Genomic DNA, 25,457 nt, shown 5'->3' on the forward strand with positions numbered 1-25,457 from the left:
CGGCAGATTCGATCGGGTGGGGGCGATCCCCGGTCGAAAAGATCCTACCGATCTCGTTGCTCAGGCGCAGAAAACATGAGTTGCAGCACGCTCGCATCAGTTCGAGGCAAGCGTGTTAGGGAGCGACATCACCAAGGGTGTCGGCGTTGCAGCATAAATCGGAGACCATGAGAGTCAGGCTATGAACCGGCCCCGGCTTTCGGATGCCTTACGGCCCTCGCGCGTCGGCCGCGAGTGAACTATGATCCGCATGGGTGTGGGGCTGGAGGAGAAGGTCGTCGGCTCAGTCAGGCTAACGTCGCTCCAAGCACTGGTAAGAAGCCCTATCCGCGGTCTGAGAATTACCCAAATTGATCTCTCGTGAGGCAGTTGTTGCAGCTGCATTCCGTCGAGACGCTTCAGTGATCCGCGAGAATGGCTCGCGATCTCTGCGTGAATCGCGGTTTGGCGCAGGAATGCGGCGTGGGAGACCGAATGTTAGACCAAAGTCGGCACGAGCACCGTGTAAAATGGGCAGGTCAGCGCAGACCAGTCTGGCGGCATTCTTACCCTTGCCGGAACGATCGCCTGAACAAGGTAGCTCAACCGCCGTCCGCACTCCCAGGAGAGAAAGCCATATGCTTCCCTTGGACATCCTCCGAAAGGAGTTTCCAGCCACAGCAAACGCCATCTACATGGATGTCGCGAACCAGGGCCTCATATCAAGCACAACATTGGCTTCAATCGAGCCTCATTTGAACAATCGGCTGCATGGCCTAAACGACGAAGAAAGAATGCTCGAACACGTCGAGCGTACTCGCGCTAGGTTCGCACAATTTATCAATTCAGATCACGATGAAATTGCAATTACCAAGAATGCATCGGAAGGCATCAACATCATCGCTAATGCGATCGATTGGAGAGATGGAGACAACGTCGTTCTATGCCCAAAATTGGAACACGCAAATAATATCTTGCCATGGATTCAGATCAGAGACCGCTACAATGTCGAGTTGCGAGTCGTAGAGCCGGATAACGGCTCAATTCCCCCTGATGCATTCGTAAAGGCGATTGATTCTCATACCCGCGTTGTTGCCTTGGCGACGGTGACGATGGTTCCGGGGTTTCGGACCGTCATGGAGCAGATATCCGAAGCCTGTAGGCACTACGGTGCATTTCTTTTGGCGGACGCGACGCAATCTGTTGGGATACTCCACACCGACGTCAATCGACTTGGCGTAGACGGTGTAGCAGTGTCCACTGTGAAGGGTTTGATGGGTCTTTATGGATCGGGTTTTTTATATTGCCGTAAAGAATGGGCCGATCGGCTGAGCCCGGCCTATCTTGCGCGCTTCAGCGTAGATTTCGGAAACGCGCCAGAATCAGCTCCGGTACCTAGTTTTGTAAAGTTGCGCTCTGGCGCGCCCCGCTTTGATATCGGGCATTACAACTTCCCTGGCATGTTGGCTGCATATGCATCAATGGGCCAGCTACTTGATATCGGAACCGAGGCGATCGACCAGAGCGTTACCTCACTCGCAAAACGTATGGCCACTGGTCTCTTAGATATCGGGCTTCCGGTCTGCGGCGGGCCACCAGGCGCTCACACTGGAAGTATCGTAGCCGTTGGCGATTCCAGCGATCTTGTTGAAGGGCGCCCAGTCGACGCCCGCATTCGGTCGCTTCACGAGCATTTCACGAAGAACGGGGTAATCGTCTCAATACGCAGAGGCATGCTCCGGTTTTCCCTGCATCTTTACAACACCGCCGATGAAGTCGATCGCGTAATCAATCTGGCCAAGAGCTGGTCGAAGTAAGAGCGACACGGCTAGTTCATGCACACAGGAGAGTACATGTCGACCCAGAGCGCCGAGACTATCGGACTTCTCCAAGATCTTATAAAGATCGAGAGCATCAATCCATCGCTGTCGCCAAAAGGTAGTGGAGAGCAAGGTGTAGCCAAGTTCCTCGAGGGTTTTTGCAAGGAGCGGAAGCTGGCTTACGGGATACAGGAGGTGGCCGATGGTCGCTCGAATTTCCTGACCTGGGTACCTGGGAAAGAACCCGATAGGCGTATTCTATTCATTGCTCATATGGATACCGTTCCTATCGATAGGTGGGAATCAGATCCATTCTCGGGTGAGCAACGGGACGGGCGAATATATGGGCGAGGTAGCTGCGACACAAAAGGCTCACTTGCAGCTATGTTGATTGCGCTTAGCTCACTTGGTGAACGGCAGCCCCGGGCCACGGTTGTTGTGGCAGCCAGCATTGACGAAGAGTACCGCAAACTTGGCGCCCGCGCTATAGCCGATTCCGGTGTCGCTTATGAGGGTGCGGTAGTCGGTGAACCCACCGAATTAGAGCTCGTTGTAGCTCACATGGGTTCTGTCCGCTGGCAAATCGAGGTTCAGGGTGTACCGGCTCATACGTCGAAGCCTCATCTCGGAGTGAACGCGATCACGGGCATGGCCAAGGTGGTATTGGCACTTGATGAGCACCATCGATCCCTTGTGTCTCGGGCGCAGCACCCATTGGTAGGGTCATCACAGCTGACCGTGAGCCTCATCGAAGGAGGTTTGGAACTTACCACTGTACCGCCGGTATGCCGTATCTGGGTCGATCGGCGTCTCATACCCGGGGAGCGGCCGCAGGACGCGTTGGCGGAGGTAGAAAGCATACTGGAAGGCCTTCGCCAGGGCGAAGACAAGATCAATGTTCGGTCATTGCTTCCCGCATTGGAAGACCCGCCTCCAATCAGTTCCGGGTCGAGCAAAATTGCAGCAGTCGCAGGAGCGGCTTGTGCCCACGTCGCGGGGACCGGAGAGCAGAAGGGAGCCACCGGCGGCTCGGATGCAAATCAGCTGTCATTGGCTGGGATCCCGTGTGTGATTATCGGACCCGGGCGTACTGCCCAAGCCCATACGAACAACGAGTTCGTTGAAATCGATCAACTGACCAAGGCTGCTGATTTGTACCAGAGAATCATGCTCACATATTAGGAGTGGCCGGCCTGATGGGGGTGCTCAAACCCCGTCCATTGGGCCGCGGACGCCCCGGATGCTGCATGAGCGTGGCGGCCGCAACGTCCCGATCTTCGCTGGTCTCGTCGGCGCTTCCCACGTAGATCTTGCCGCCCGTGCTTGAAATTCTGTTGCGACAGGCAGAGTGCGTCTTCACCATAGGGAGGGCATGATCTTCCACCGGAGACGCAGAGCCACCGAAAATTTGGCGCTCATATGCGGATAACGTACGGCAAGTGCCTAGGAAATGCAGATTTTCCGCGACAAGAAGAAATCCTCGGGGAAAACAGCCTCTTGTGACGTGATACGAAGAGAAAGTATGCGGACAGGACGAATGCCTGATCCGTTCGAGGAATGCCTGTTTTGAAGGACTCGACGAGATGAAATATGAGAAGCCATTTCCGCCCGAGGAGTTTCGGCGTCGTGTTCATGACGTGAAGCAGCGGATGGAGCGAGCGGGGCTGGACTTGCTGATCTGCCAGGATCCCGCGAATATGTATTGGCTTACCGGCTTTGACGGCTATTCGTTCTACGTGCCTCAGGTGGTCTTAGTGCATCTCCAGTCGGACATGCCCCTCTGGTTCGGACGTTTCGTCGATGTAAATTCCGCTTATATAACGACGGATCTGCCTAGAGAAAATATAAGCTCATTTTCCGATCATAGACTTCAACATCCAGAATTACATCCATTTGACGATCTTTGCGAGCTTATCAATTCGCGCGGCTGGGGATCTGATCGAATCGGTGTCGAGCTTAACGCCCACTTCTATACTGCCCGAGCACATCAACATCTCGTCAAAGGCCTTCCGAATGCAAAATTCTCTGATAGCCGCGAATTAGTCAATTGGGCACGGCTTATAAAATCTGACCTTGAACTAGTCTACATGAGAGAAGCGGGCCACCTTGCAACGCATACGATGCAGACGGCAATCGCTAACCTAAGGCCTGGAGTGCCGCAACATGAGGTCGTCGCGGAGGTGTACCGGGCCCAGACACGAGGGGTGGACGGTAAATATGGCGACTCTAGCGGTCCTCCTCTTATCCAGACTAGCGAACAAACGAACGCTCCGCACCTCAGTTGGACCGAGGAGCCCTTGCCGACCTCTGGCCTGGTTCTCATGGAGTTCGGCGCCACCCGACGCCGCTACTGTGCGCCGCTGTGCCGCACCGTCCACATCGGAAAGCCACCCGCAGAGGTCTCGCGTCTTGCTGAGGTTATAGTGGAAGGCGGGGATGCTGTGCTCGAGATGGCAAAGCCTGGTACCGTCGTTGAGGAGCTTAATGCGGTGTGGCAAGATATCCTCAAGCGGAACGGGTATATCAAGATAGGCCGCTCCGGCTATTCAATCGGACTCAACTTCCCGCCGGAATGGGGCGAACGCACGGTTAGTATTCGCGCGGGCGACAAGACCATCCTACAACCAGGAATGTGCTTCCATTTTCAGTCGGGGGTTAGGCTCGAAGGGTTCGGCGCCGCCATCTCTGAATCATTTATTGTAACCGAAAGGGGCGGTGAGCGATTGGCAGATGTTGATCGCCGCTTGATCGTCGTGGACTAGGTGATTTGGATGTGACCCAAATCGTTTTGCGATCTCACTGGGTCCGTTCGAAGCCGGTTGAAATTTGTTTCTGCGGCGAGCGGATGAACGGATCTAGCTTAAGGACGGCGCTGTCTGAGAGGTGCGGCATGCCCAACCTCTGGGACAGGAGAATCTCGCCTAGCACATGAGTTCTCTGCATCAGCGGAGATTAAGATCCGTAGGCCGAAATGAGCCACCTGTGACGCGAGCGCGGCGTGAACGTTGCCCCATTCTACAAATGCGCGGATGACGCAAGAGGACTTAGCTTTTGAGGAGCATTGAGGACGAGTTTACGCGCGCCTGAAGCGGGCTCTTGCCAACCCTGCGCGCCGGTGGGAACGCGAGTATGGTCCGCCCCGTCCGTGCAACACGTCGCGACATCAGCACACGTTGTTCCCGATAGATGGCTCGGCAGCGAAGCTCGCCTTTTGCCCGGGGCTCGCTTCATCCTTTTCTGCTGTTTCGTGCGACTTCACCACTTCACCAAGTGAATGTCTGGGTTATCGCGGGGACCTCAATTTCGGGACCCCAAGACCTCCTTCCGAATGAAGTCGTCCGCGATGCCATCGTGTCTGAAGCGGTCGCGGTCACCCTGCACAGTGCCGGACGAAAGTAGCCTTGCGGCGAGTTCCGTCTAAGATTCGAGGCGGTTGCGCCTGCGTCAGTGCGCCTGATCGGTGTCGGTCGAGAACTTAATGCCACGAGGCCAGATCGGGAACTCGGGATCGGGAGATCGGCGCTGGAACCAACTACTTTCCGCGCCGCCGGCGACCAGCGCGACCTTCGCTCGCGGTCGCTAAGCCTCCTGGCAAGTGAAGTTGTGAGCCGTGTCCAATTCTACGCGAATTGGCTGCTGTTTGCAGGAATGCAGCTAAAGGGGCATCAACTGCGCTGCCGATCGGCGCTGTGGCAGCAATAACCTAAAGGCATCAGCATACCATTGGAGTCTTAGATGAGGGGTACGTCAATCACGGCATTACGCAGGCTCAAACGGCCAGACCTTTTGCGTGGTGATGCGTATCTGAACGGCGCCTGGCTCTCCAAATCAGATACTCTTGCCGTGTTTGATCCTGCCAGCGGTGACGAGATCGCTCAAGTTGCGGCTTGCGCAGACGCCGACGTTGACGACGCGGTCCATTGCGCAAGAGCAGCGTTCCTCAAGTGGCGCGACATGCTTCCGTTACAGCGTGGTGCATATCTGCGGAAATGGGCGGCAGGCATGCGGGAGAGCGCCGAAGACCTGGCTGTCATCATAACGGCCGAGCAAGGAAAACCGATTGCTGAAGCCCGCGGCGAAGTTTCATACGCTGCCGGCTTTTTAGATTGGTTTGCAGGGGAAGGGGAGCGGGCTTACGGCGAAACGATTCCCAGCCATCTCCCCGCAAGCAGGCTGGCCGTGCATTTGCAGCCGATCGGGGTGACTGTCGCCATTACGCCATGGAACTTCCCAGCGGCAATGATCACCAGAAAGGCTGGAGCTGCACTGGCCGCTGGCTGCACAATGATTGTAAAGCCGGCACCCGAAACGCCACTGTCGGCCCTCGCGCTTGCCCGCCTTGCCGGGGATGCTGGCATTCCGCCCGGCGTGTTTCAGGTGATCACGGGCGAAGCTCCGCCACTTGCCAAACGGCTGTTGTTGCATACCCACGTGCGTGCGTTCTCTTTTACGGGCTCCACCGAGGTCGGCAGAATCCTTCTCGAGCAATCCGCGAAGACAGTGAAGAAAGTCTCGCTCGAACTTGGCGGCAATGCTCCTTTCATCCTTTTCGGCGATGCGCCGATCAACGCTGCGGTCGCCGGTTGCATGGCAGCCAAGTTCGCGACATCCGGTCAGGACTGTCTCGCGGCAAACCGGATTTATGTGCAGCGAGAGATTTACGAGCATTTTACGGAAAAATTTGCCGAGGCCACCAGTAAACTAAAGGTCGGGCACGGATTGGAGCCAGGTGTCGACATCGGTCCGATGACAAAGACGTCTGGTGCTGACAAATGCAGGCACCAGGTTTCTGAGGCTCTAGCAGCCGGGGCTCGAATGGTAGCAGGCGCACAGCACAATTCGCTTGGCGGGAACTTCGTCACGCCGGCCGTGCTTGCTAATGTGACCGATGACATGGTGATTGCGAAGGACGAAACGTTTGGACCTGTCGCTGCAATCCTGCCCTTCGACGACGAACGGGAGGTGGTCGCGCGAGCCAACAATTCCGAGATGGGACTTGCGGCCTACGTCTATACCCAAGATCTCAACCGAGCCATGCGGCTCTCCGACCGGCTCGAATATGGCATGGTTGCCGTGAATACTCCAAAATTTACGGGGCCGGGCATTCCGTTCGGCGGCTGGAAACAATCCGGCCTTGGTCGCGAGGGCTCAAGGCACGGTCTTATCGAATATCTCGAACCCAAATACCTCTGCATCGGCAACATCGCGGCCTGAAAGGAAGCATTCAATGACCATCAACATCAAAGAGATCACCGAAAAGGACCGCAACTCGGTCTTGCATCCTTTCACTCAGCTTAAAGATTTCGCCACTGGCAAGCTCGGCGACCCAACGATCGTGGTGACAGGGAAGGGGATCCGCATCCAGGACGCGCATGGCAACCAATTTATCGATGGCTTTGCCGGCCTATACTGCGTCAATGTCGGGTATGGCCGCACGGAAGTCGCCGATGCGATCTCGCGTCAGGCCTATCGCTTGGCGTATTACCACTCCTATGCGGCGCACACGACCGACGAGCTTGCGATCCTCTCCGATCGCCTTGTGAAGATGGCGCCGGGCAAGATGAGCAAGGTGTTCTATGGCATGTCCGGCTCGGATGCGAACGAGACCCAGGCCAAGCTTGTTTGGTACTACAACAACCTGCGTGGCAAGCCGACCAAAAAGAAGATCATCTCCCGTGAACGCGGCTATCACGGCTGCAGCGTCGTGTCGGGCTCGATGACGGGCATGAGCTTTTATCACGACCACATGGACCTGCCACTTCCGCAGATTGTTCACACGGGTGTTCCACATCATTACTGGGGCGCAACCCCGGGCGAAACCGAGCGCGAATTCTCCGCTCGCCGCGCCGCCGAGCTTGATCAGTTGATCGAGCGGCTCGGCCCGGACAACGTCGGCGCCTTCATTGGCGAGCCCGTCCTCGGCACAGGTGGTATCACGCCTCCGCCGGAAGGCTATTGGGAAGCGGTACAGACGGTCCTCAAAAAACATGATGTGCTGCTGATTGCCGATGAAGTGATCACAGGGTTCGGCCGCACCGGTTCCATGTTCGGCTCACAGCACTATGGCATCGAGCCAGACCTCATCACGATCGCTAAAGGTTTGACGTCGGCCTACTTCCCGCTTTCAGCGGCAATCGTCGGTGAGAAGGTGTATAAAGTCCTGGAGGATGGAGCCGACAAGGTCGGGGCATTCTCGCACGGCTACACCTACTCTGGTCATCCGATCGGCGCCGCCGCGGCCAACGCGGTCCTCGATATTGTCGAGAAAGAAGACCTCCCCGGCAATGCGCGTGACGTCGGCGCGTTTTTCCAGGCGCAGTTGCAGGAGAGGTTCGCGCAGTTGCCGATCGTCGGCGAAGTGCGGGGCGTCGGTCTTATGGGCGCAATCGAGTTCGTTGCCGATCGCGACAATCGGAAGCGTTTCGATCCGGCGCTCAAGGTAGGTGCGCGAATCTCGAAGGCCGCCCGTGACCGTGGTCTTATCGCTCGGGCCATGCCGCACGGGGACATTTTGGGCTTTGCTCCGCCGCTGGTTACAACCAAAGCTGAGGCGGAGGAGATTGTTGCAATCGCAGAAAGCGCCGTGCGCTCGGTTATGGATGAGCTTGTTCGCGAGAGTGAGAAAATCTGAATGAGTTGGGCCATCTTGTCGTAATCAAGGCGCAAACTCAAGCGACGGCCTGATCGGCTTGCGGGGCTGCCAGCTGAGCTGGTGCCGCGTTCCGCTCATTGAGTTTTCGGCGGAATTCAATGCAGACACTGCTCAGGAGGAACTGGTGGCCAATTCGACCGCACTCAATCCCTGGGAATGGCCTGAAAGCCATTGGCGGCGGCGCATCAACAAAGTCAGAGCGGGCAAGGCACTAAGACCAATGTGGCCCGGCGGTAAACGCTGTGCCTTCGCCATCTCGTTCGACGTCGATCATGAGTCGAACGAATTGCGCAGGGGAGGGCGATCGCTAAGCAGATTATCCTGGGGTCAGTACGGGAGCCGACGAGGGATGCCTCGGGCTTTGGAACTCTTGAGAAAGTACGACGTTCCGGCGAGTTTTTTCGTTCCCGCTGTGATCGCTCAGTTGTATCCAGACGAGCAACGCGCAGTTGTCGATGAAGGCCATGAAATTGGCATGCACGGCTGGATACACGAGCTAAACTCGGAACTGAGCGCAGAGAGCGAGCGCTCTTTAATGATGAGGAGTGCCGACACTCTTGAAAAAATCACTTCCAAACGCCCGACGGGAATTCGAACGCCTTCCTGGGATTTTTCCGACGCAACTCTACGGATCATACGTGAAACCGGATTGACATACGACTCATCCCTTATGGCCGATGATAGTTGCTATGAGCTGCTGGAAGACGAGGAACCCACGGGAGTGATTGAAATACCGGTCGAATGGATTCGAGACGATGCCACTTATCTTTGGATGAGTCCCGATGGGTCTTCACGGCCAGATTTATCAGTCGACGACGTGCTTTCTGTATTTATTCGGGAGTTCGAAGGGGCCTATCAAGATGCCGATTTATTTCAGCTGACTCTGCATCCACACGTCATTGGATATCGCTCACGGATCTGGATCGTAGAAGAATTAATTCGACGCGCCAAAGCAAAGGGTGACGTTTGGTTCGCCACACATCATCAGGTCGCCGAGCGTGCGTCCTCATGTCTCTGAAAACTCTCAGACAGGAACGCCGGTAGAGTGCGGTGTTCTTGGGGCGGCGCAAGCCGTCCTGCGCCTCGACCGTTGCGGCGGTCACCAATGGATTTGGAATGACGCGGATCATCCGCTGTCCGGTATTCGCTTTCAGAGCGGGTACAGTGGGAGTTCTTATCTTGGAGGAGGACTACAATCTTGATTGACACGACCTTTGCCGGAAAAACGGTGCTGATTACCGGCGGGTGGCGCGCTTGGCCCGGCCAGTGCCAAACTGCTGGCGGCGGGTGGAGCGGATTTGGTGTTGGCTGACCTGTCGCAAGAGGCTCTGGACCAAACTCTGGCCGCCTGTCCTGGTGCCCGTTGAGTTGTCTGCGACGTGACCGATCCGGCGATGCTGGAAGGGCTGGTCGACCTCGCCCGCGAGAGCTTTGGCCGGCCGGTTGAGGGCTTGGTCGCGGCCGCTGGCATTACGGTGCGATGAAGCGGCTGATAGACGTGAAGGGTACGAAGCCATGTTCAGCTTCAACGTCGGGGCCATTTGGCGAATCTGCAAGCTGCATCCCGCAGATGCGCGAGCTTGGCCGCGGATCGGTGGTGCTCTTCAGCTCGACTGCTGGTCTGCAGGCCTCGAAGGACGTGCCGATCTATTCGGTGACCAAGGCGGCGGTTGTGATGATGACTCGCACGCTGGCGCTGAACCACGCGGCAGAAATATCCGCGCAAACTGTGTCTGCCCCGGAACCATCGCCAGCCGTTGGCCGAGGCCGGCGTCGCCTTCGCCCGGGGAGAAGCGGCACAGGTCGAGCGCCGGACGAAGATCATCGCTGCGCATCCGATGGGCCGAATGGGGTTGCCGTCCGAGGTGGCGACAGCTGTCGGCTATCTGCTGGACGATGCGGCGGGCTTCACCATCGGCGCCGCGCTTACGGTCGACGGAGGCAGCCTTGCCTAAGCTCCGGTCAGAAACACTGTCGTCGTCACCGGCGCGGCGCGCGGGATCGGTGCCGCAACAGCGGCGTGGCTTGGCTCGGAAGAGGCGTGGGTGTTGCTAGTGGATGTTCTGGATAAAGTGCACGACACAGCTGCGGGCCTTGGCCAGACGGCGCTCGTCTGCGATCTGGCCATGCCCGACGCCGCAGGGCGGGTTCTGGCCGCCTTGGATGCCGCAAGGATCGAGACGCTCGACGTCCTCGTGAACAATGCCGGCATTGGCGGTTCGAAGTCGCTCGCCGATACTGACGATGCCTTTTGTTCCCGCTGATCGATATCAACTTGCGTGCAGTCATCAGCCTGACCCGCGAGTTGCGGCCGCGGATGCGCCAGCCGGGCGGGCGGATCATTAATGTCAGCTCGATCCTCGGGCTTACGGGCTATCCCGGAACGGTAGGCTATTCGGTGGCCAAGGCCGGGATCGCGTATCTCACGCTCCAGCAGGCCGGCGAGCAGGGCCTGTAGGGTATAACCGTGAATGCGGTGGCGCCCGGCGTGGTCCCCACCGACATGACTCGAGCGCTGCACGTACGCAGCTACCAACGCCTGATGGTCGCGCCAATCCGCTCGAGCGCGTCTCCTCGCCGGAGGAGCAGGCGGCGGTGATCGCCTTCCTGCTTCGGACGACGCGTTCTACGTCTCGGGCGCAGTGATCCCCGTCGACGGCGGCTCCCGCCTGTCACAGTAGAGAAGAATAGCGCAATTTAAGCCTATACACAGGATGGCCCTGCAATTCCCGGATGCAGACCGACTCTGCCGGTAACCGGTTCCGGTGGTCGATCCTGTTAGCGGCGCCATTACCCGGCGCACATTTGATCGCGGTGGTGGGCAAGTTGAATTTACCCTTCGCGCGCTTCCCAGCGATCAATATGGCAGTGTCGTACTGCTCGGTCATTGTCGCAACGGTCGCGTTCAGCGTCGGCGCGAACCACAGCGCCTTGGCCACACCAGGTTGTAGCAGACGGATCGCCTCAGTGACCCGCCGAAGAAGCTGAGGCCGTCAATCCAGTCGGGCAGCTTTTGAGTCAGAGTTGGCAAAGGCTGCTCGAACTGAACGACTGTTGAGGAAAGCCTTTGCAGGCGCGGCGGGCGCGAGCACCGCGGGGAGCCGCAAAAAGGCACGCGGAGAGCTCTGCTGAGGCTGCAGTCAACTCAGCGTCCTTGGGAGCATATTGAAGTAGTATTTGCCCATCTCTCCCTGTTATGGCGATTTGAGAAGCAAAAAGCCCGTTCAGCGTTTAGCTTGGAGAATGTGCCCACTGCACTGCTCGCCCGCGAATCACCGATATTATGCAGATTTAGGAGCTCGACGCCGATCTCCTGCATTTGTTGGCGAGGATTGCTGGAAGAGTACCCATTCAATGCACTAAAATCCTGGAGTGGTCTGATCCTCATATTGTAAGTGTAGGCTGGCCTGATGCGGCTGGTTCCAAGTCTTCACAAAGGTTCCAACTACGCCTCCTCCCAAGGCGCATCGGCCCGGCAGCGAGTTCAATCTCCTGCCGGGCGTTGTAACTATTTGCGCACATTGGCCGATTCGGACCTTCAACGGGTTGGGCGGCTGCTGGCTGTCGGAGCAATGTAAAACTGGCTCATAGGCAAGAGTTAGATTGATGAGCAGTCTTGCGGACCAAGTCGCCGATCCAAATTCGCCAGGAGCATTTGCGCCCCTCAGAAATCCGAGCTTTCGTTCAATCTGGTTCGCCACGCAGGTCAGCTCGCTCGGCTGGTTGATGCAGACTGTTGCCATCAGCTGGCTGATGGCTACGATTTCGACTTCCGATCTGATGGTCGCGCTGGTTCAGGCTTCTTCAAACCTGCCAGCGTTCATCTTATCCGTCTTCGCCGGGGCCTTGGCTGATAATTTCAGCCGGCGCCGGGTCATGTTCGCCGGCCGGTGCCTTATGGTATTGGCATCTGCGATGCTGACGGCTTTTGTGGTGCTGGGCTTTGTCGATCCGTGGATGATCCTCGGCTTCAGCTTCTTGATCGCATGCGGCGGCGCTCTCCACGATCCAGCCTGGCAGGCCTCGGTTGGCGATATGGTGAACCGACGCGACGTTCCCGCCGCCGTCACGCTCCTCTCCGTTGGCTTCAACACTGTTCGGACCGTAGGCCCGGCGCTCGGTGGCATAGTAGTTGCCTCTTTTGGGCTGATGACGGCTTTCGCCGTAACCAGTCTTACCTATCTGGTCCCTTTGGTAACCATATGGCGCTGCAAGTGGATGGTTCGCTCATCACCTCTCCCACGTGAGTCGATGAGGACGGCGATCTATGACGGGCTACGCTTCACGGCGATGTCGTCGGAGATTAAGACGGCGATCACTCGCGGAACCCTCTTTGGTCTGGCGAGCATCGCCATTCTCGCGCTGCTGCCGCTGGTTGTCCGCGACCAGCTGGGAGGCGGACCGCTCGCCTATGGCACGCTCATGGCCGGATTCGGGACAGGCGCCGTCTTCGCCGGCATCTCGAACAGCGTGTTCAGACGGAGCTTGTCACAAGAGCGGCTGATGACGCTCGCATGCGTCGCCTGCGCGGCATGCTCCCTTTCGCTTGCGCTGACTTCTTCGATTGCAGTGGCGGCAATTGCACTCGCCATGGGTGGCGCGGGCTGGGTCACCGCCTGGTCCGGGGTCGGCGTGACCGTGCAACTGGCAAGCCCGCGCTGGGTCGTGGGGCGCACCATCTCGATTTACTATGCATTGATCGATGGCGGCATCGCAGCGGGCAGTTGGGTGTGGGGCACGGTGGCCCAGAACCATTCACTGACCTTGGCACTGGAGGGCTCCGCTGGAGCCCTTCTGCTGGTCGCCGCCACGGGCCTCCTGTTTCCCCTTCGCGAGCGCCGCGAATCCGATCCAGATGCTTTGGAGGACTTCGACGCACCGGCAGTCGCCCTCAATCTCAAGCCAAGAAGCGGTCCCATCGTGGTCAAAGTCGAGTACCTAGTGCCCGAGGAAAATCGCGAAGCATTCCTGGAACTCATGCGGGCGCGCCGGCATGTGCACAGTCGCGTCGGCGCTCGTCATTGGACTCTCCAGCGCAACCTTCAGGAGCCTATGCAATGGATAGAGACATTCCGCACGCCGACCTGGACCGACTACCTTCGCCTGAACCATCGTCTCACGGAAGCAGACAAGGAATTGGGTAAACAAGTGCTGAAATTGCATGCAGGACAGCTTCCGCCTAAAATCATGCTTTTTATCGAGCGACCAACAAGCTCGGCCCTAAAGTCCGATGAATCAGCACGTTATTTTCTCCGACACTGACTCTTCGAGGTTAACCCCTTGTATCTGCACGCAGAGGACTTTGTGCGATGGAAGCGACTGAGCCTCGAACCGGATGGCCATCCGGTTCGAAGCAAGGCGAAGTCGCCCGACACCCCTCCGGCCACAACCGTGGGTGAGCCTGGGATCTTCGCCTTCGTCACGTACGACCGAATAGTCGCTTGGCTCCAATCGCACGCACAAGGCAGGTTACCGTGAACAAGACTATCTGTGGAGTGGATGTTTCGAAAGACTGGCTCGATACCCATGTCGTGCCGAGCGGAGCGGCGGGCCGCTTTCGCAACGATGCGGCAGGCATAGCCGAGCTTGCTGCCTGGTGTTAGGTCAATGGTGTCGAGCTCGTCGTCATGGAGGCCAGTGGCGGCTACGAACGGCTTCCCTTCCTGCTGTCGTGGGAGTTGGGAGTAGCCTGCGGCATGGCCAATGCGAGGAGCGTACGCTGATTCGCCGAGGCGATGGGCTTCCTGGAGAAGACCGACAGGATCGACGCCGCCGTCATCGCCCGCTATAGCGAGGTCAAACGGCTGCAGCCGACGCTGCCGCCGAGCGCGGCCCAGCAGCGGCTCAAGGCGCTGGTCGCCCGGCTTTCCCAGGTAACCGCCGATCTCACCGTCCAGAAGCAGCGCAAGAGCGCTGCCACTGATGCCGATACCATTGCCTGCGTATTCCGATGAAGCCGGCCACCGATTCCGATTTGAAGCCGGCCAGTCATTCCGATTTCATTCCGGCCAGCATTCCGATTTGAAGGCGGCCATTTTTCGGTCTGATCCTGGGTCTCGTTGATGTTTGGGTTGGGTTTTGTTTCAGGTCAAGCTGACGGATAAGCCCGAAAGCGGCACCATGCAAGAATACAATAGGTCCACCGGTTCCATTCTCGCAATACAAAGTCGCGACGGCCCCAATCAATATGCAATGTTCGGTGATCATTGTTTCCTCAGCAAAAGCGAGCCAGATCGGTCTGCATTATGCATATGGGAAGCGAGGCTTCTGGTATTTACTTCATAAGCGTAGCAGCGTCTACAGGCCTTTTGCGCCAATTGCCCCCTAGCCGAACGCAGGAATTCGGCGTAGGCGCCCCAGTTCTTCAACCGCGAATTTGCAGGAAATTCCTAAACAAGCGCGGTGACCGTCTAGTGCATCAAGTTACGCGCGGAGCATCCTCCCCAATGCCTGCATCTGCGGCCTTCTAATCCGATCAATGTGGTCGCAAGCGGGGTGCGACCCGAAGCGCGCAATCACCATCTCCGCCTTTGGCGCTATGTACAGGTTCTGGCCGTAAAGGCCCCGACCTTCAATAGCATCAAGCTCGTCGTGTGATACCCACCATTGGCTTCGGTATGTATAGCCGAATGGGAGGTCCGGCTTGGCGGGGTGGTCGAGATCTTGAAGGTCGTAGACAACACTCGCGGGAACCAGTTGCTTGCCATTACACGAGCCTTCACATCGCATCAGCTCGCCGAAACGCGCCAAGTCGCGCAACGTCACATTGAGTCCGCTATGCGCCCTCGGCATACCGTTTGTCGGGTCGATCTCGACATAGGCGTCTTCTTCGCAGCCCAGTGGCAACCATAAGCGCTCCTCCAACAGTTGTGCGAACGACCGGCCCGTTGCGCGCGACATAACCCAAGCCATAACATTGGTATCGACGCCTTTGTAGACAAATTTGCCGTGCGCCCCTTCCTTTCGTATGGTACGCAGGTATTCGCATCTATATGACTTGTCTACACTTGTGTAATCTTCAGTAAAAGCAACGTTAGTTTGCATGTCCATGACTTGGCGGAGCGTTGCATCTTCCCACCCTGTACCTCGTAATTCCGGCACAAACTGCGATATTGTCTTCCTGTCGTCGAGAATGCCCTCATGCACCAACGCCGCGGCTAGGGTGCCCGCATACGATTTGGTGATTGACTGACACGAATGTTGTACGTGCGGCGCGAGTGCGCCGAAGTATCGTTCGTATATGATCCGCCCCCGATGCAGGACCAAAATGCCGTCGGTGTAGGTGTCGAATAGCGCCTCCTCGAACCGGTTGGTGCGGTCGTCCATGTCGACGAACGTGAGCCCATCGATTTCGGTAGACCTGTTGCTGCACTCAAGCTGCGACGGTCCGCCCCGCCCTCGCCACACTTGGACTGTGGGCCGCAGCTCACGCATATGCGATAGCGACCAGCGAAGCTGAGGAAAGGTCCAAACAGTTTCATTCTCGAATGTTACACGCTTGTCTGGCGGCGGCGGCGCACCGCGCATCCAGCCAAATTCGCGAGGATCCGATGCACGGCCGTCCAGGTATTGCTGTCCGTCGAATTCGAGTACGCTCTCCGACGCGTTACCGACGGTTTGCCGTTGTTTGAATTCTGTCATACATGGGATCCAATTTCATGCCTAGGCGCCCCCGGCGCCAGCTGGCTATCGAGAGTTGCGACCCAACCTCGGGAGTTCGGACTGGACTAAATCACAACATGTTATGATCATAGCAGCGGCAGGCGCGCATTCTATGCGAAATGTCCTCGACAACGCAGCAAATCAGCGTTGTATTGCGGCCGGCGCATACTTGCGGCCCCGCTCTCGCGTGGCAAGTAGGACCTAACTTGCCGAACGCTTCCAGCTACAAGAGGCATGAGCCATCATGCGCAGTATGCCGAGTACATCTCGATTAAACCGGGTCCGAACGGGTTGACAATTGTAACGCGTCTCCGCTGTCCGAGCTACGATGAGTCAAAAATTCTCTGGTCTATCAACGATGTTGACCCAGAGGGATACGTGCGAACTCGCAAGGCAAGAAATCGCGAAATGGCATGGGCGACTCTGCATGTTGGCGACGCGATAGTGGATAACGCCGTCGCCTTCGTAGGTGGGCTCGGCTTGAGTCGTCGCATGCGACGTCTCGAAGCAACCGCCCTGGTCAATAGCGACGTCGACCAGCTCCGAGCCCTTCTTCATGCCGGACATCATTTCGCGGGTGACGAGCTTTGGCGCGGCAGCACCGGCGATCAGCACGGCCCCGACCACGATGTCGGCAGAGAAGCATTCTTCCTCGAGCGCCCCGACGGTTGAGTAGCGGGTGCGCACACGGCCGGCGAAGAGGTCGTCGAGATTAGGGAGGTCGAGATTAGGGAGGTCGAGATTAGGGAGAGAGAGGGGCTTGGACCGCAGTTCCCACGTGACCAGAGTCAGCCCTGCAAGGTGTAATTCAACGCGCCAGTCCAGTTTAGATCCTTCCAAACAAGACGTCTTGTGGCGATGCAATCTGCAGCCTTCGGAGTCCAGCGAGTTGGCGAGTTCGCCGACCTCTCTGAGGCCAGGGTATCCGTGCTTTGTGAAATCGCCAGAGCGATCCGGCGAAAGCCAAGGGTAGTTCGCAGGAAACCTGCATCATCGAACTCGATTTCGCTGAATGCCAACAATGCAGAGCGATAAGGTGTCGTTCGTTAAATGACGGACCGGGATGGGTCCAATCAGCAGGGAGCAATGGCGCACCGCTAAGACACTCCTCTCGGTGGCGACGAAGGTAGCTTTCAAGAAAATAAGAACGAGAAAAAAGGGAACTATAGATGAACAATCATGTAACGACGGTCGTAGTTGCAGTCTCCATGGCGGTTGCGTCGATGTCTTTGTCAGCCAAGGCTTGCGCCGGCGAAGTCCTTGATCGTGTGCTCGCGGCACAGACATTGACGGTAGCGGTCGGGTCCGACTGGGGAGCCTTGTCTCACTTGAACGACCAACATGAACTCGACGGTGATGATGTAGAGGTCGCGAAGGGCATTGCGGACTACTTGGGCGTGAAGATCAAATTCGTGACCCCGGGCTGGGATATCATTCAGGCAGGCCAGTGGGGGGGGCGTTGGGACATGGCCATGGGTCAAATGACGCCGACCAACGATCGCGCCAAAAAATTCGCCTTCCCGGCCATGTACTTCTACGAAGGCGAAGTCGCTGTCGTTCACAAGGATAGCAAAGCGACGAAGCCTTCCGACCTGGAGGGCAAGATCGTCGGCGTCCGAGCGGGAACTCTTGGCGATTTGTATGCCAATCACAAGCTCACACCGGCATGGATCGGCGCTAAGCCAATACAATATCAATTTACAGCGGGCCAAGTGAAGGCTTATCCAAGTGCTAACTCTCTTACGCTTGACGACCTGCGCCTCGGCGATGGTGTTCGTCTCGATGGCGTCATTACTGAAGGAACGACGGCGGCTGCGGCAATCAAATCTGGCTATCCATTGAAGGTTATTGGCGATCCCTTATTCTACGCCCCGGGCGCTGTCACAATCGAGCGTGGCGATAAGGAGTTTATCGACAAGGTCGCTGCCGCGGTCAAGAAGATGAAGGATGACGGCACTCTTGCTAAACTCTCGGTCAAGTGGTTCGGGGGGGATTTCAGCGTCGATAAATAACATGACACAATCGTGGGCGTCCCCTTCCCGGGGGCGCCTCTTCTTAGGAAGAAAATGCTTATGCTTTACCACGATACAGTTGAATCTGAGGTGCTCGTCCACAAGCCATGGTTTATCGGCTGCATATTTGCAATTGTGCTCGCGGTTTTTCTTATCTTCAACGTAGCGGGCACCACGATGGGCGAACTCCTACGGCCCGTGATTGGCGATCACGCACAAGTGAAGTTTTACAGTCGCATTGCGATCGCTTTTGTAATTGCCGCAATGTTCTGCCTCAACCTCGTGCTGATTGGTTTTGTCCCGCTCAAAATCCAAATCGGGATCGTATGGTTTGAGTTGGTGCTACTGTTCCTTTCGCTCTTCGCGGCATTTGACTTAAGCATGCCATTTATTTGGGCAAACCTGCCATTTCTAATTACGCAGGGGGTAGTTACTACAGTTTACGTATCAGCGATGTCACTGCTATTTGCGTCGGCTATCGCAATAATCGGCGCGATTGCGAAACTGTCAAGCAACGGCATGGCTTACGCGATAGTCAGCTTCTACACTTCATGCTTCCGGGGTCTGCCGCTTCTCATGCAGGTTTATCTGATCTACATGGGCTTGCCCCAGGTAGGTTACGTTATTAATGCCGTGCCTGCAGGCGTGTTGGCGCTTTCGCTATGCAGTGGTGCCTACATGACGGAGATCTTCCGTTCGGGCATAGCCAGCATCGATCGCGGCCAGTGGGAGGCATCCCGGTCATTAGGTTTCGGCTTTGCGCTCACAATGCGCAGAATCATTCTGCCGCAAGCGCTTCCGGTTATCATTCCCCCGATGGGAAACACGTTCATCTCAATGCTCAAAGACAGCTCTCTCGTTTCGGTTCTTGGCGTTTGGGAGCTGACGTATCTAGCTCACTCACTCGGCCAGCCAACCTTCCATACTATGGAGATGCTAGTAACAGCGGCAATGATTTATTGGATTTTATCCGCCTGCCTGGAACTGGTCCAATCCCGGATCGAGGACCATTTTGCCAGAAGTAAGAAGCGATGATCGTGAATTCATTGGTCAAGCTAAAAAAGACGTCTAAGTTGGTTCGGCCATTTTCAAGGCACTTACAGATGCGCCAATGAACAAGAGAGATGCAATATTGAGCGACGAAGTCATCGAAGCTAAGAATGTATCCAAATGGTATGGTGCCTTCAGAGCACTAACTGACATCAACCTAACCGTCCGCAAGGGCGAACGTATCGTCATCTGTGGGCCCTCAGGCTCGGGAAAGTCGACGCTGATCCGTTGCGTCAATCGGCTCGAAGCGCACCAGGATGGCGAGATTACCGTCACTGGGATTAGGTTACATAACAAAATGCGCAACGTAGCTGAAGTTCGCAAAAGCGTCGGCATGGTTTTTCAGCACTTTAATCTTTTCCCGCACATGACCGTGCTGATGAACTGTATGGCGGCGCCGATGTGGATAAAGGGCGTTCCAGAGGGTGAGGCTAGAAAGATCGCGCTTAAATTCCTAGAGCGCGTGCGCATTCCCGAACAGGCGAACAAATATCCGGCTCAGCTCTCCGGGGGACAGCAGCAGCGCGTCGCAATTGCCCGGTCCCTCTGTATGGAGCCTGCAGTCATGCTCTTCGATGAGCCGACCTCCTCGCTCGATCCAGAGATGGTCGCTGAAGTGCTCGAGACTGTGACCGGACTCGCACGCGACGGCATGACCATGGTATGCGTCACCCACGAGATGGGCTTTGCGCGCGCCGTGGCCGATCGAGTAATCTTCATGGATCGAGGTGAGATCGTCGAAGAGGGTACACCGCACGACTTCTTCAGAAACCCGCAGCACGAAAGAACGAAATTGTTTCTCAGCCAGATCTTGTCGCATTGAGGGAGCCATCCTTCAACGAGGCCGTTCGACCGAGTTACTGTGTATCGAATGCGTTGCCTCAGGCCAGCGAGACAACATGTGCGGATATTGTATTCGTACGTATTGGCTGACATACATCAGAGCGTTCTCGGCAAGCGCCTCGTTCCCGGAAGCGCGAGAGTAGGATCCCGCTGAGCTTGTGCGCAGCCCACCGTGCCAGTTCGCGTCCAGGCGCGCTGAGGATTGGCTCGCCACACATGATCAGGTTGCAAGAGTGCGGCCTCAACCCTCTGCCCGCAACCGACCACAATCTGCAGACGTCGTCCTCTGGCAGATTCCCGACCATCTTTGGGTGAACCAAACGGATCAACACATGTTAAAGAACATAACCTTCGACCGCCACAGCTCCGACAAGCTTAAGAGTGAGGTCACGATCGACATTGATAAATGGGGGGTTCCTCATATCAAGGCTCAGAACTTGCACGACCTATTTTTCGCGCAGGGTTGGAATGCAGCTCGAGACCGCCTCTGGCAAATTGATATTGCGCGCAAACGAGGTCTCGGTCTCCTGTCACGAGACTTTGGCCCCGGATATTTGGAGCAGGATCGGGCGGCGCGTCTCTTTTTATTTCGCGGAGCCATGAGTGCAGAATGGCAGGCGTACGGCCCGGATTCCGAAGAGATATGCTCAGCGTTTGCCGAGGGGATCAATTCCTACGTAGACAGTTGCCATGACGGTTTGATTGCCTTGCCACCCGAGTTTGGCCTCCTCGGTCACACTCCCGACTATTGGAAACCCGAAGACGTCGTTCGCGTGCGAACGCACTCACTAACCCGAAATGCGATTTCGGAGCTTCTGCGCTGCAGGGTGATGGCATTGGCAGGTGTGGAACGAGGTACCCGCCTCGACAGGTTGAGACAAGAATTGTCACCTCCGATAGCGCCACGACCAGCGGAGGGCCTTGACCTCGCCTTTATGACAGATCGAGTACTGCAGGATTTTCGCTTGGCAATCTGTCCCGTCTCATTCTCGAGGGAAAGACTTGCAGCAAGTCTTCAGGAAGCTGACCGTTGGACCCGCGTAACACCGAGTGATGAGATCATGCAGACGGTGTTCCAAGAGGGCTCAAACAACTGGGCCATATCCGCAACAAAAACCACAACGGAGCGACCAATCCTTGCTCTAGACCCGCATCGCAAGCACGTCCTTCCGTCCATCAGGTATCTTGTACACCTGAGTATGCCCGGGCTCGATGTAATTGGCGCTGGAGAGCCTATGATCCCAGGAATCTCCATGGGTCACAACGGGACAGCCGCCTTTGGTCTGACTATTTTCGGCGCTGACCAAGAAGATATTTATGTTTACGAAACCAAGAGTGAGGGAAATAAATACTTATATAAAGGGGCCTGGGAGCAGGTGAAGACTATACACGAGAAAATTCCAGTTCGCGCCCACACCGACCAGGAGGTAAAGCTTCAGTTCACACGCCATGGACCCATTTTAAACCAAAATGCTGAAAAAGACCGCGCCTTCGCACTGAGAACCGTATGGATGGATCCCGGCATGGCACCTTACATGGCCAGCTTGGCCGTAATGCGCTCTAAGACATTTTCAGAATACACCTCCAGTCTAGCAAACTGGGGTTGTCCTTCAGTTAATCACATCTATGCGGACACGTCGAATGTAATTGCGTGGAAACCGTCAGGTGCGGCTCCGGTCCGAAGAAATTGGGACGGCCTGCTTCCGGTTCCAGGAGACGGTCGGTTCGAATGGGAAGGGTATTTGTCACCGGACGATGGGCCGTTCGAGATGAACCCCGCCAAAGGTTTTGTCGCCACTGCCAACGCAATGAATGTTCCGGAGGAATGGAGTAGATCGCATCCTGCTTTTGGCTACGAGTGGTCTGACAGCAGCAGACATGATACCCTTCATACAACTCTCTCACGATCAGAGAAGATCTCGTTGCGGGACTGCATGTCGCTGCAATGTTCGGTGTATTCGCCGATAGCAGTTCGTATTCTTGCGAAACTAGACACTCTTCTCGGTTCGGTTGCAAACATGCCTGCGTTGCACTTATTTTCTAACTGGGACCGGCATTTGGATGCGAGTTCGCCAGCCGCCGCGTTCTTTGAGATTTGGCTTAGCAAACACCTTGGCCCGACAGTAGCTCGCTTAGAAAGCGCTGACGATGAAGTGTTGGCACTGCTCGTGCCTTTACAGCCTTCGGCCATAGCCTCTTGGCTCGAACAGGCAGAGCCTAGTGAAAAGTTGAAGCATTCCATAATGGAATCCCTAACTTCTGCCTGGAGTGAATGCATATGTCGATTTGGCGACGATTCTGCCTCATGGGCATGGGGCAGTATACATAAGCTTGATTTGCGCCACCCTCTGCAGGCACTGACGTCTGAACAATGGTCGTTGGGCGCCATAGCCCTCGGCGGAAGTAGCTCAACGCTCAATTTTTCGAGTTACCGAAGCGGCCAATTCTCTGTTTCAGAAGGACCGTCAGTGCGGATAATCATGGACGTTGGGTCATGGGATGACAGTCTCTTTATTAACAATCCAGGTCAGTCGGGTGTTCCGATCTCAAGTCATTATCGTGACCTCAATCACGATTGGCAACGGGGCGAATACAAGCCCTTGTTATATTCAGAGGAGTCCATACGGAGGGAGCTCGAACATAGGGTCGTCCTGTCTCCCGCTGACTGTTGAGGATGCGACAGTATAGGCCGCTTACCATTGTAGCAGGAACATATCGGTCGAACTCACCTGGCGGCAAGGTGAGGATCGACACTTTAGCGCCCGCCGGCCGACTTTGATATTGACAGCGGAACGCCCGGCCGGAATCTGGATGCGCTTGTGGGGCAATGATCCCGCTGGTGTGCGGCGACCACCCCTGATCGTCACGAGCAGGGCCGTCGCGGCCTCCAATAATGTTGCAGGAGACTTAGAAGCGGGATGTCCCGCATTGGCAATTGCTCTGCCTTGGGGCCATAGGGAAGAGGGGTAAGGTGCTGGCCCGACCACCGGAGAGCGCGTCTGTTACTACAAGGCTCGATCGCGGCCGCATCACGGCCCTCGGCGGCTGCCGATAACGCGCGCTTCGGGCGCTACCAGTACGCATTGGCGATAATCGCATCTGCTGTAGGAGAGCACTTGATTCGAGACTGACAGTGCGACGGTCAACAGGGTTCGCTATCATTGTCGAGCCGAGTTCAAGAATGGACACATACCTCAGGGAGGACCTTTCAGGGGGCAGACCATTGTCTGTCTCCTCATCCGAGAAACAAGCTAACCTCGCAGAGAGTGGCATCAGGGCAACACGTCATTGTCCTTCGATGCGACTGAATATCGACGACTTCAACGCGGCTTGCCGCCTTCGCGTATAGCCGCAGGACCTTGAATGCCGGGAACCAGCCGAGAAATGTTGGCGGTGGGTGAGCGCCTTTCATTTTTCAAGTCCGCTACATTCTGTCTGTCATATACCCGAAGGCGGCGATGCTTGTTGCCCGCCCGATGTGGTTAGCAGTTGACGTGCCTTCTTATGTATCTTCATTCAGCCTGCGGTGGCACGCTGGCCGTTTCGTTGAATGGCGGGGGAAAAAAGGCGTTGATGACTCAGGCTTGCGTGGAGCACTCGTGGGGCGCTCGATTGACAATGTTATTCGTGGAGAATGCTTTCCTTTGTGGAGGAGGATGATTCTCTCGTCCAGTTCCTTGTCGGCCTCGGTAAGGCGATGATTCAGGCGAAGGTAGTCGGTCCAGGTCGGCGTACGGAATGTCTCCGTCCATAGCACAGGCTCCTGAAGGTTGCGCTGGAGAGTCCAGTGCCGAGCACCAACGCGACTCTGTACATGCCGGCACCCGCGCATGGCGAGGAATTCTTCTAGATTTTCCACGAGTATGAGGTACTCGACTTTGACCACGATGGGGCCGCTTCTCGGCTTGAGACTGAGGGCGACTGCCGGCGCGTCGAATTCCTCCAAAGGGTCGGGCTCGGCCTCGCGACCCTCGCGAAGGGGAAACAGGACGCCGCTCGCAATGGAAGAGGCAGTGCCAGAAAAAGGGAGCACGCCGCACAGGCGACGCATGCCAGCGTCATTAGTTGCTCTTCTGACAAGCTCCGTCTTAATAGGCTGTTGGCGACGCCAGCCATGACGGCGCCTGTGCCGAAGCCGGCGATGATGGTGCCATAGGCGAGCGGTCCTTCGCCCAGCTGATCGCGGACAACCAATGGCAGCAGTGCGAGTATGGCGATGCCCGACAGGCCAAAGAAGGTTCCGCGGGCGATCGCCGTCTTGATTTCCGATGACATCGCTGTGAAGCGCAGCCTGTCATAGATGGCCGTCCTCATTGACTCACGTGGGAGAAGTGAGGAGCGAACCTTCCATTTGCATCGCCATATGGTGACCAAAGGGATCATATAGGTGAGTGTAAACATAGCGAAAGCCGTCATAAGTCCGAACGACGCAATCATGATGCCGCGAGCGCCGGTCCCACGGTCCGTGCAGTGTTGAAGCCAATGGAGAGGAGGGTGACGGCAGCGGGAACTTCGCGTCGGTCCACAATATCGCCAACAGAAGCCTGCCAGGCGGTATCGTTGAGCGCGGCACCACTTGCGATCAAGAAGCTGAAGCCGAAGATCATCCACGGGGCGATAAAGCCCAGCACCACTGAAGCCGTAGCATCGCGGATGCTATTACCATTAGGCATCGGCCGGCGAACATGACTCTTCGACGGCTGAAGTTGTCGGCGAGAACCCCTAGCGAAAATGGACAAAATGAAAGCGGGCAGGTTAGACGAAGCCTGCTCGAGCGCAACCATCAGATCGGAGGTCGGAACCGTTGCCATTAGCCAGCTGATAGCAACGGTCTGCATCAGCCAGCCAAGGGAAGAGACTTGAGAGGCTAAACCAGATTGAGCGAAATGTCGTATTCCTGAGCGGCGCAAACGTCTTCGGCGAAACTACATCCGCATCTGCGCCCGCCGCTTTGCTCATTGCTCCGACCGATTCGGTTCCGCCAAGCTTAACCACTTCGCGCGACACGATCCTCTTACACGTCGGATGCGCCAAATGCAGTCTTTGTATTAGTGTCATCTGGTAGCGAGATGCGGAGGTGGCGGCGGAGAGCCGTCGCTGGTGTCGCAGCGGCCTTACATCAGTGCAAACATGCTGTTGCGTGGCGCCGGCACAGTTCCCCCGGCGTCGGCGGCTTCGCCGGCAAGAATGCGAAGGCGCGCCGACTCGCTGCCAAGCTCAAGGTCGTCAGCATGGTTCTTCTGGCCGAGGCTGACGAGCTTGCCGAGCAACTCGGCGCCTTTGTCGGCGATCCTCTGGCGAGAACAAAGCTGTCGGAGACCAGCGTTGCCTGCATTGAGCGGCCGATGAAGGCACTATGCGCATCTCGCTGCGAGATGCAGCCGATATAAAAACAGCATTTGACGCTAGCCGCCAGGAAAGGGGATTGTCACCCCGCAT

General features: G+C 56.7%; 15 protein-coding genes and 5 pseudogenes. 15 read left to right on the forward strand and 5 right to left on the reverse strand.

The features are described 5' to 3' along the window. Positions 1-617 precede the first annotated feature (617 nt). From FJV77_RS19765 to FJV77_RS33310, 9 genes and pseudogenes are all read left to right on the forward strand, one after another. Positions 618-1,796 (forward strand): aminotransferase class V-fold PLP-dependent enzyme, encoded by a 1,179-nt coding sequence (locus FJV77_RS19765; RefSeq protein WP_063169329.1) that lies wholly within the window; start codon positions 618-620, stop codon positions 1,794-1,796. Between the two features lie 36 nt (positions 1,797-1,832). Continuing rightward, positions 1,833-2,981 carry a M20 family metallopeptidase gene (locus FJV77_RS19770; RefSeq protein ID WP_063169328.1) on the forward strand — a complete coding sequence of 383 codons (1,149 nt, stop codon included), beginning with the start codon at positions 1,833-1,835 and terminating at the stop codon, positions 2,979-2,981. A 401-nt stretch (positions 2,982-3,382) separates the two neighbouring features. Continuing rightward, positions 3,383-4,561 (forward strand): Xaa-Pro peptidase family protein, encoded by a 1,179-nt coding sequence (locus FJV77_RS19775; protein WP_063169327.1) that lies wholly within the window; start codon positions 3,383-3,385, stop codon positions 4,559-4,561. A gap of 973 nt (positions 4,562-5,534) precedes the next feature. Beyond that, on the forward strand, positions 5,535-7,013 hold the full coding sequence (locus FJV77_RS19780) for an NAD-dependent succinate-semialdehyde dehydrogenase (protein ID WP_063169326.1): 1,479 nt from the start codon (positions 5,535-5,537) through the stop codon (positions 7,011-7,013). A 13-nt stretch (positions 7,014-7,026) separates the two neighbouring features. Beyond that, a complete protein-coding gene (locus FJV77_RS19785) occupies positions 7,027-8,430 on the forward strand; it encodes an aspartate aminotransferase family protein (RefSeq protein WP_063169325.1) in 1,404 nt (467 codons plus the stop codon). A gap of 145 nt (positions 8,431-8,575) precedes the next feature. Further along, a complete protein-coding gene (locus tag FJV77_RS19790; protein ID WP_224570030.1) occupies positions 8,576-9,469 on the forward strand; it encodes a polysaccharide deacetylase in 894 nt (297 codons plus the stop codon). Positions 9,470-10,208: 739 nt separating this feature from the next. Then, positions 10,209-10,406, forward strand: coding sequence for an SDR family oxidoreductase (locus FJV77_RS33300; protein ID WP_063169323.1), 198 nt, complete (start codon positions 10,209-10,211; stop codon positions 10,404-10,406). A 27-nt stretch (positions 10,407-10,433) separates the two neighbouring features. Next, positions 10,434-10,715 (forward strand): annotated as a pseudogene (locus FJV77_RS33305) (SDR family NAD(P)-dependent oxidoreductase); the annotation flags it as partial. Then, positions 10,703-10,909: an SDR family oxidoreductase gene (locus tag FJV77_RS33310; RefSeq protein WP_199489648.1), complete on the forward strand. Its 207-nt coding sequence runs from the start codon at positions 10,703-10,705 to the stop codon at positions 10,907-10,909. The pseudogene FJV77_RS33305 and the gene FJV77_RS33310, both read left to right, overlap by 13 nt. 400 nt (positions 10,910-11,309) lie before the next feature. On the opposite strand, the pseudogene FJV77_RS32985 reads toward FJV77_RS33310, so the two are convergent. Next, a pseudogene (locus FJV77_RS32985) lies at positions 11,310-11,476 on the reverse strand (IS21 family transposase); the annotation flags it as partial. Between the two features lie 581 nt (positions 11,477-12,057). On the opposite strand from FJV77_RS32985, the gene FJV77_RS19810 reads away from it, so the two are divergent. Together FJV77_RS19810 and FJV77_RS19815 are read left to right on the forward strand one after the other, a co-directional pair. Further along, positions 12,058-13,713 carry an MFS transporter gene (locus FJV77_RS19810; protein ID WP_063169321.1) on the forward strand — a complete coding sequence of 552 codons (1,656 nt, stop codon included), beginning with the start codon at positions 12,058-12,060 and terminating at the stop codon, positions 13,711-13,713. A 269-nt stretch (positions 13,714-13,982) separates the two neighbouring features. Beyond that, a pseudogene (locus FJV77_RS19815) lies at positions 13,983-14,369 on the forward strand (transposase); the annotation flags it as partial. Between the two features lie 505 nt (positions 14,370-14,874). Here the strand turns inward: FJV77_RS19815 and FJV77_RS19820 are convergent. After that, on the reverse strand, positions 14,875-16,092 hold the full coding sequence (locus FJV77_RS19820; RefSeq protein WP_063169320.1) for a serine hydrolase: 1,218 nt from the start codon (positions 16,090-16,092) through the stop codon (positions 14,875-14,877). 354 nt (positions 16,093-16,446) lie between these two features. Next, positions 16,447-16,824 (reverse strand): annotated as a pseudogene (locus FJV77_RS19825) (alanine dehydrogenase); the annotation flags it as partial. Positions 16,825-17,282: 458 nt separating this feature from the next. Between FJV77_RS19825 and FJV77_RS19830 the strand changes: the two are divergent. The 4 genes from FJV77_RS19830 (at position 17,283) to FJV77_RS19845 (ending at position 22,690) form a co-directional block, all read left to right on the forward strand. Further along, positions 17,283-18,125 (forward strand): transporter substrate-binding domain-containing protein, encoded by an 843-nt coding sequence (locus FJV77_RS19830; RefSeq protein WP_063169318.1) that lies wholly within the window; start codon positions 17,283-17,285, stop codon positions 18,123-18,125. A gap of 60 nt (positions 18,126-18,185) precedes the next feature. Further along, positions 18,186-19,160 (forward strand): amino acid ABC transporter permease, encoded by a 975-nt coding sequence (locus tag FJV77_RS19835; protein ID WP_063170377.1) that lies wholly within the window; start codon positions 18,186-18,188, stop codon positions 19,158-19,160. Positions 19,161-19,254: 94 nt separating this feature from the next. Continuing rightward, the gene (locus FJV77_RS19840; RefSeq protein WP_135921822.1) at positions 19,255-19,998 is read left to right on the forward strand and encodes an amino acid ABC transporter ATP-binding protein; all 744 of its coding nucleotides are present in this window, start codon (positions 19,255-19,257) and stop codon (positions 19,996-19,998) included. Positions 19,999-20,350: 352 nt separating this feature from the next. Next, positions 20,351-22,690: a penicillin acylase family protein gene (locus FJV77_RS19845; protein ID WP_063170375.1), complete on the forward strand. Its 2,340-nt coding sequence runs from the start codon at positions 20,351-20,353 to the stop codon at positions 22,688-22,690. Positions 22,691-23,520: 830 nt separating this feature from the next. Here the strand turns inward: FJV77_RS19845 and FJV77_RS19850 are convergent. Beyond that, positions 23,521-24,977: pseudogene (locus tag FJV77_RS19850) on the reverse strand (MFS transporter). 155 nt (positions 24,978-25,132) lie between these two features. After that, positions 25,133-25,288 (reverse strand): hypothetical protein, encoded by a 156-nt coding sequence (locus FJV77_RS32455; protein ID WP_164548527.1) that lies wholly within the window; start codon positions 25,286-25,288, stop codon positions 25,133-25,135. Positions 25,289-25,457: the final 169 nt, after the last annotated feature.

Origin of the sequence: Mesorhizobium sp. WSM4306 (assembly GCF_007003975.1) — a bacterium.
Taxonomy (GTDB): Bacteria; Pseudomonadota; Alphaproteobacteria; order Rhizobiales; family Rhizobiaceae; genus Mesorhizobium.

Excerpts from the sequence above, each read along its gene's own strand:
- FJV77_RS19765 (WP_063169329.1), top strand. The coding sequence starts at position 618 with ATGCTTCCCTTGGACATCCTCCGAAAGGAGTTTCCAGCCACAGCAAAC.
- FJV77_RS19770 (WP_063169328.1), top strand. The coding sequence starts at position 1,833 with ATGTCGACCCAGAGCGCCGAGACTATCGGACTTCTCCAAGATCTTATA.
- FJV77_RS19775 (WP_063169327.1), top strand. The coding sequence starts at position 3,383 with ATGAAATATGAGAAGCCATTTCCGCCCGAGGAGTTTCGGCGTCGTGTT.
- FJV77_RS19780 (WP_063169326.1), top strand. The coding sequence starts at position 5,535 with ATGAGGGGTACGTCAATCACGGCATTACGCAGGCTCAAACGGCCAGAC.
- FJV77_RS19785 (WP_063169325.1), top strand. The coding sequence starts at position 7,027 with ATGACCATCAACATCAAAGAGATCACCGAAAAGGACCGCAACTCGGTC.
- FJV77_RS19810 (WP_063169321.1), top strand. The coding sequence starts at position 12,058 with ATGAGCAGTCTTGCGGACCAAGTCGCCGATCCAAATTCGCCAGGAGCA.
- FJV77_RS19820 (WP_063169320.1), bottom strand. The coding sequence starts at position 16,092 with ATGACAGAATTCAAACAACGGCAAACCGTCGGTAACGCGTCGGAGAGC.
- FJV77_RS19830 (WP_063169318.1), top strand. The coding sequence starts at position 17,283 with ATGAACAATCATGTAACGACGGTCGTAGTTGCAGTCTCCATGGCGGTT.
- FJV77_RS19835 (WP_063170377.1), top strand. The coding sequence starts at position 18,186 with ATGCTTTACCACGATACAGTTGAATCTGAGGTGCTCGTCCACAAGCCA.
- FJV77_RS19845 (WP_063170375.1), top strand. The coding sequence starts at position 20,351 with ATGTTAAAGAACATAACCTTCGACCGCCACAGCTCCGACAAGCTTAAG.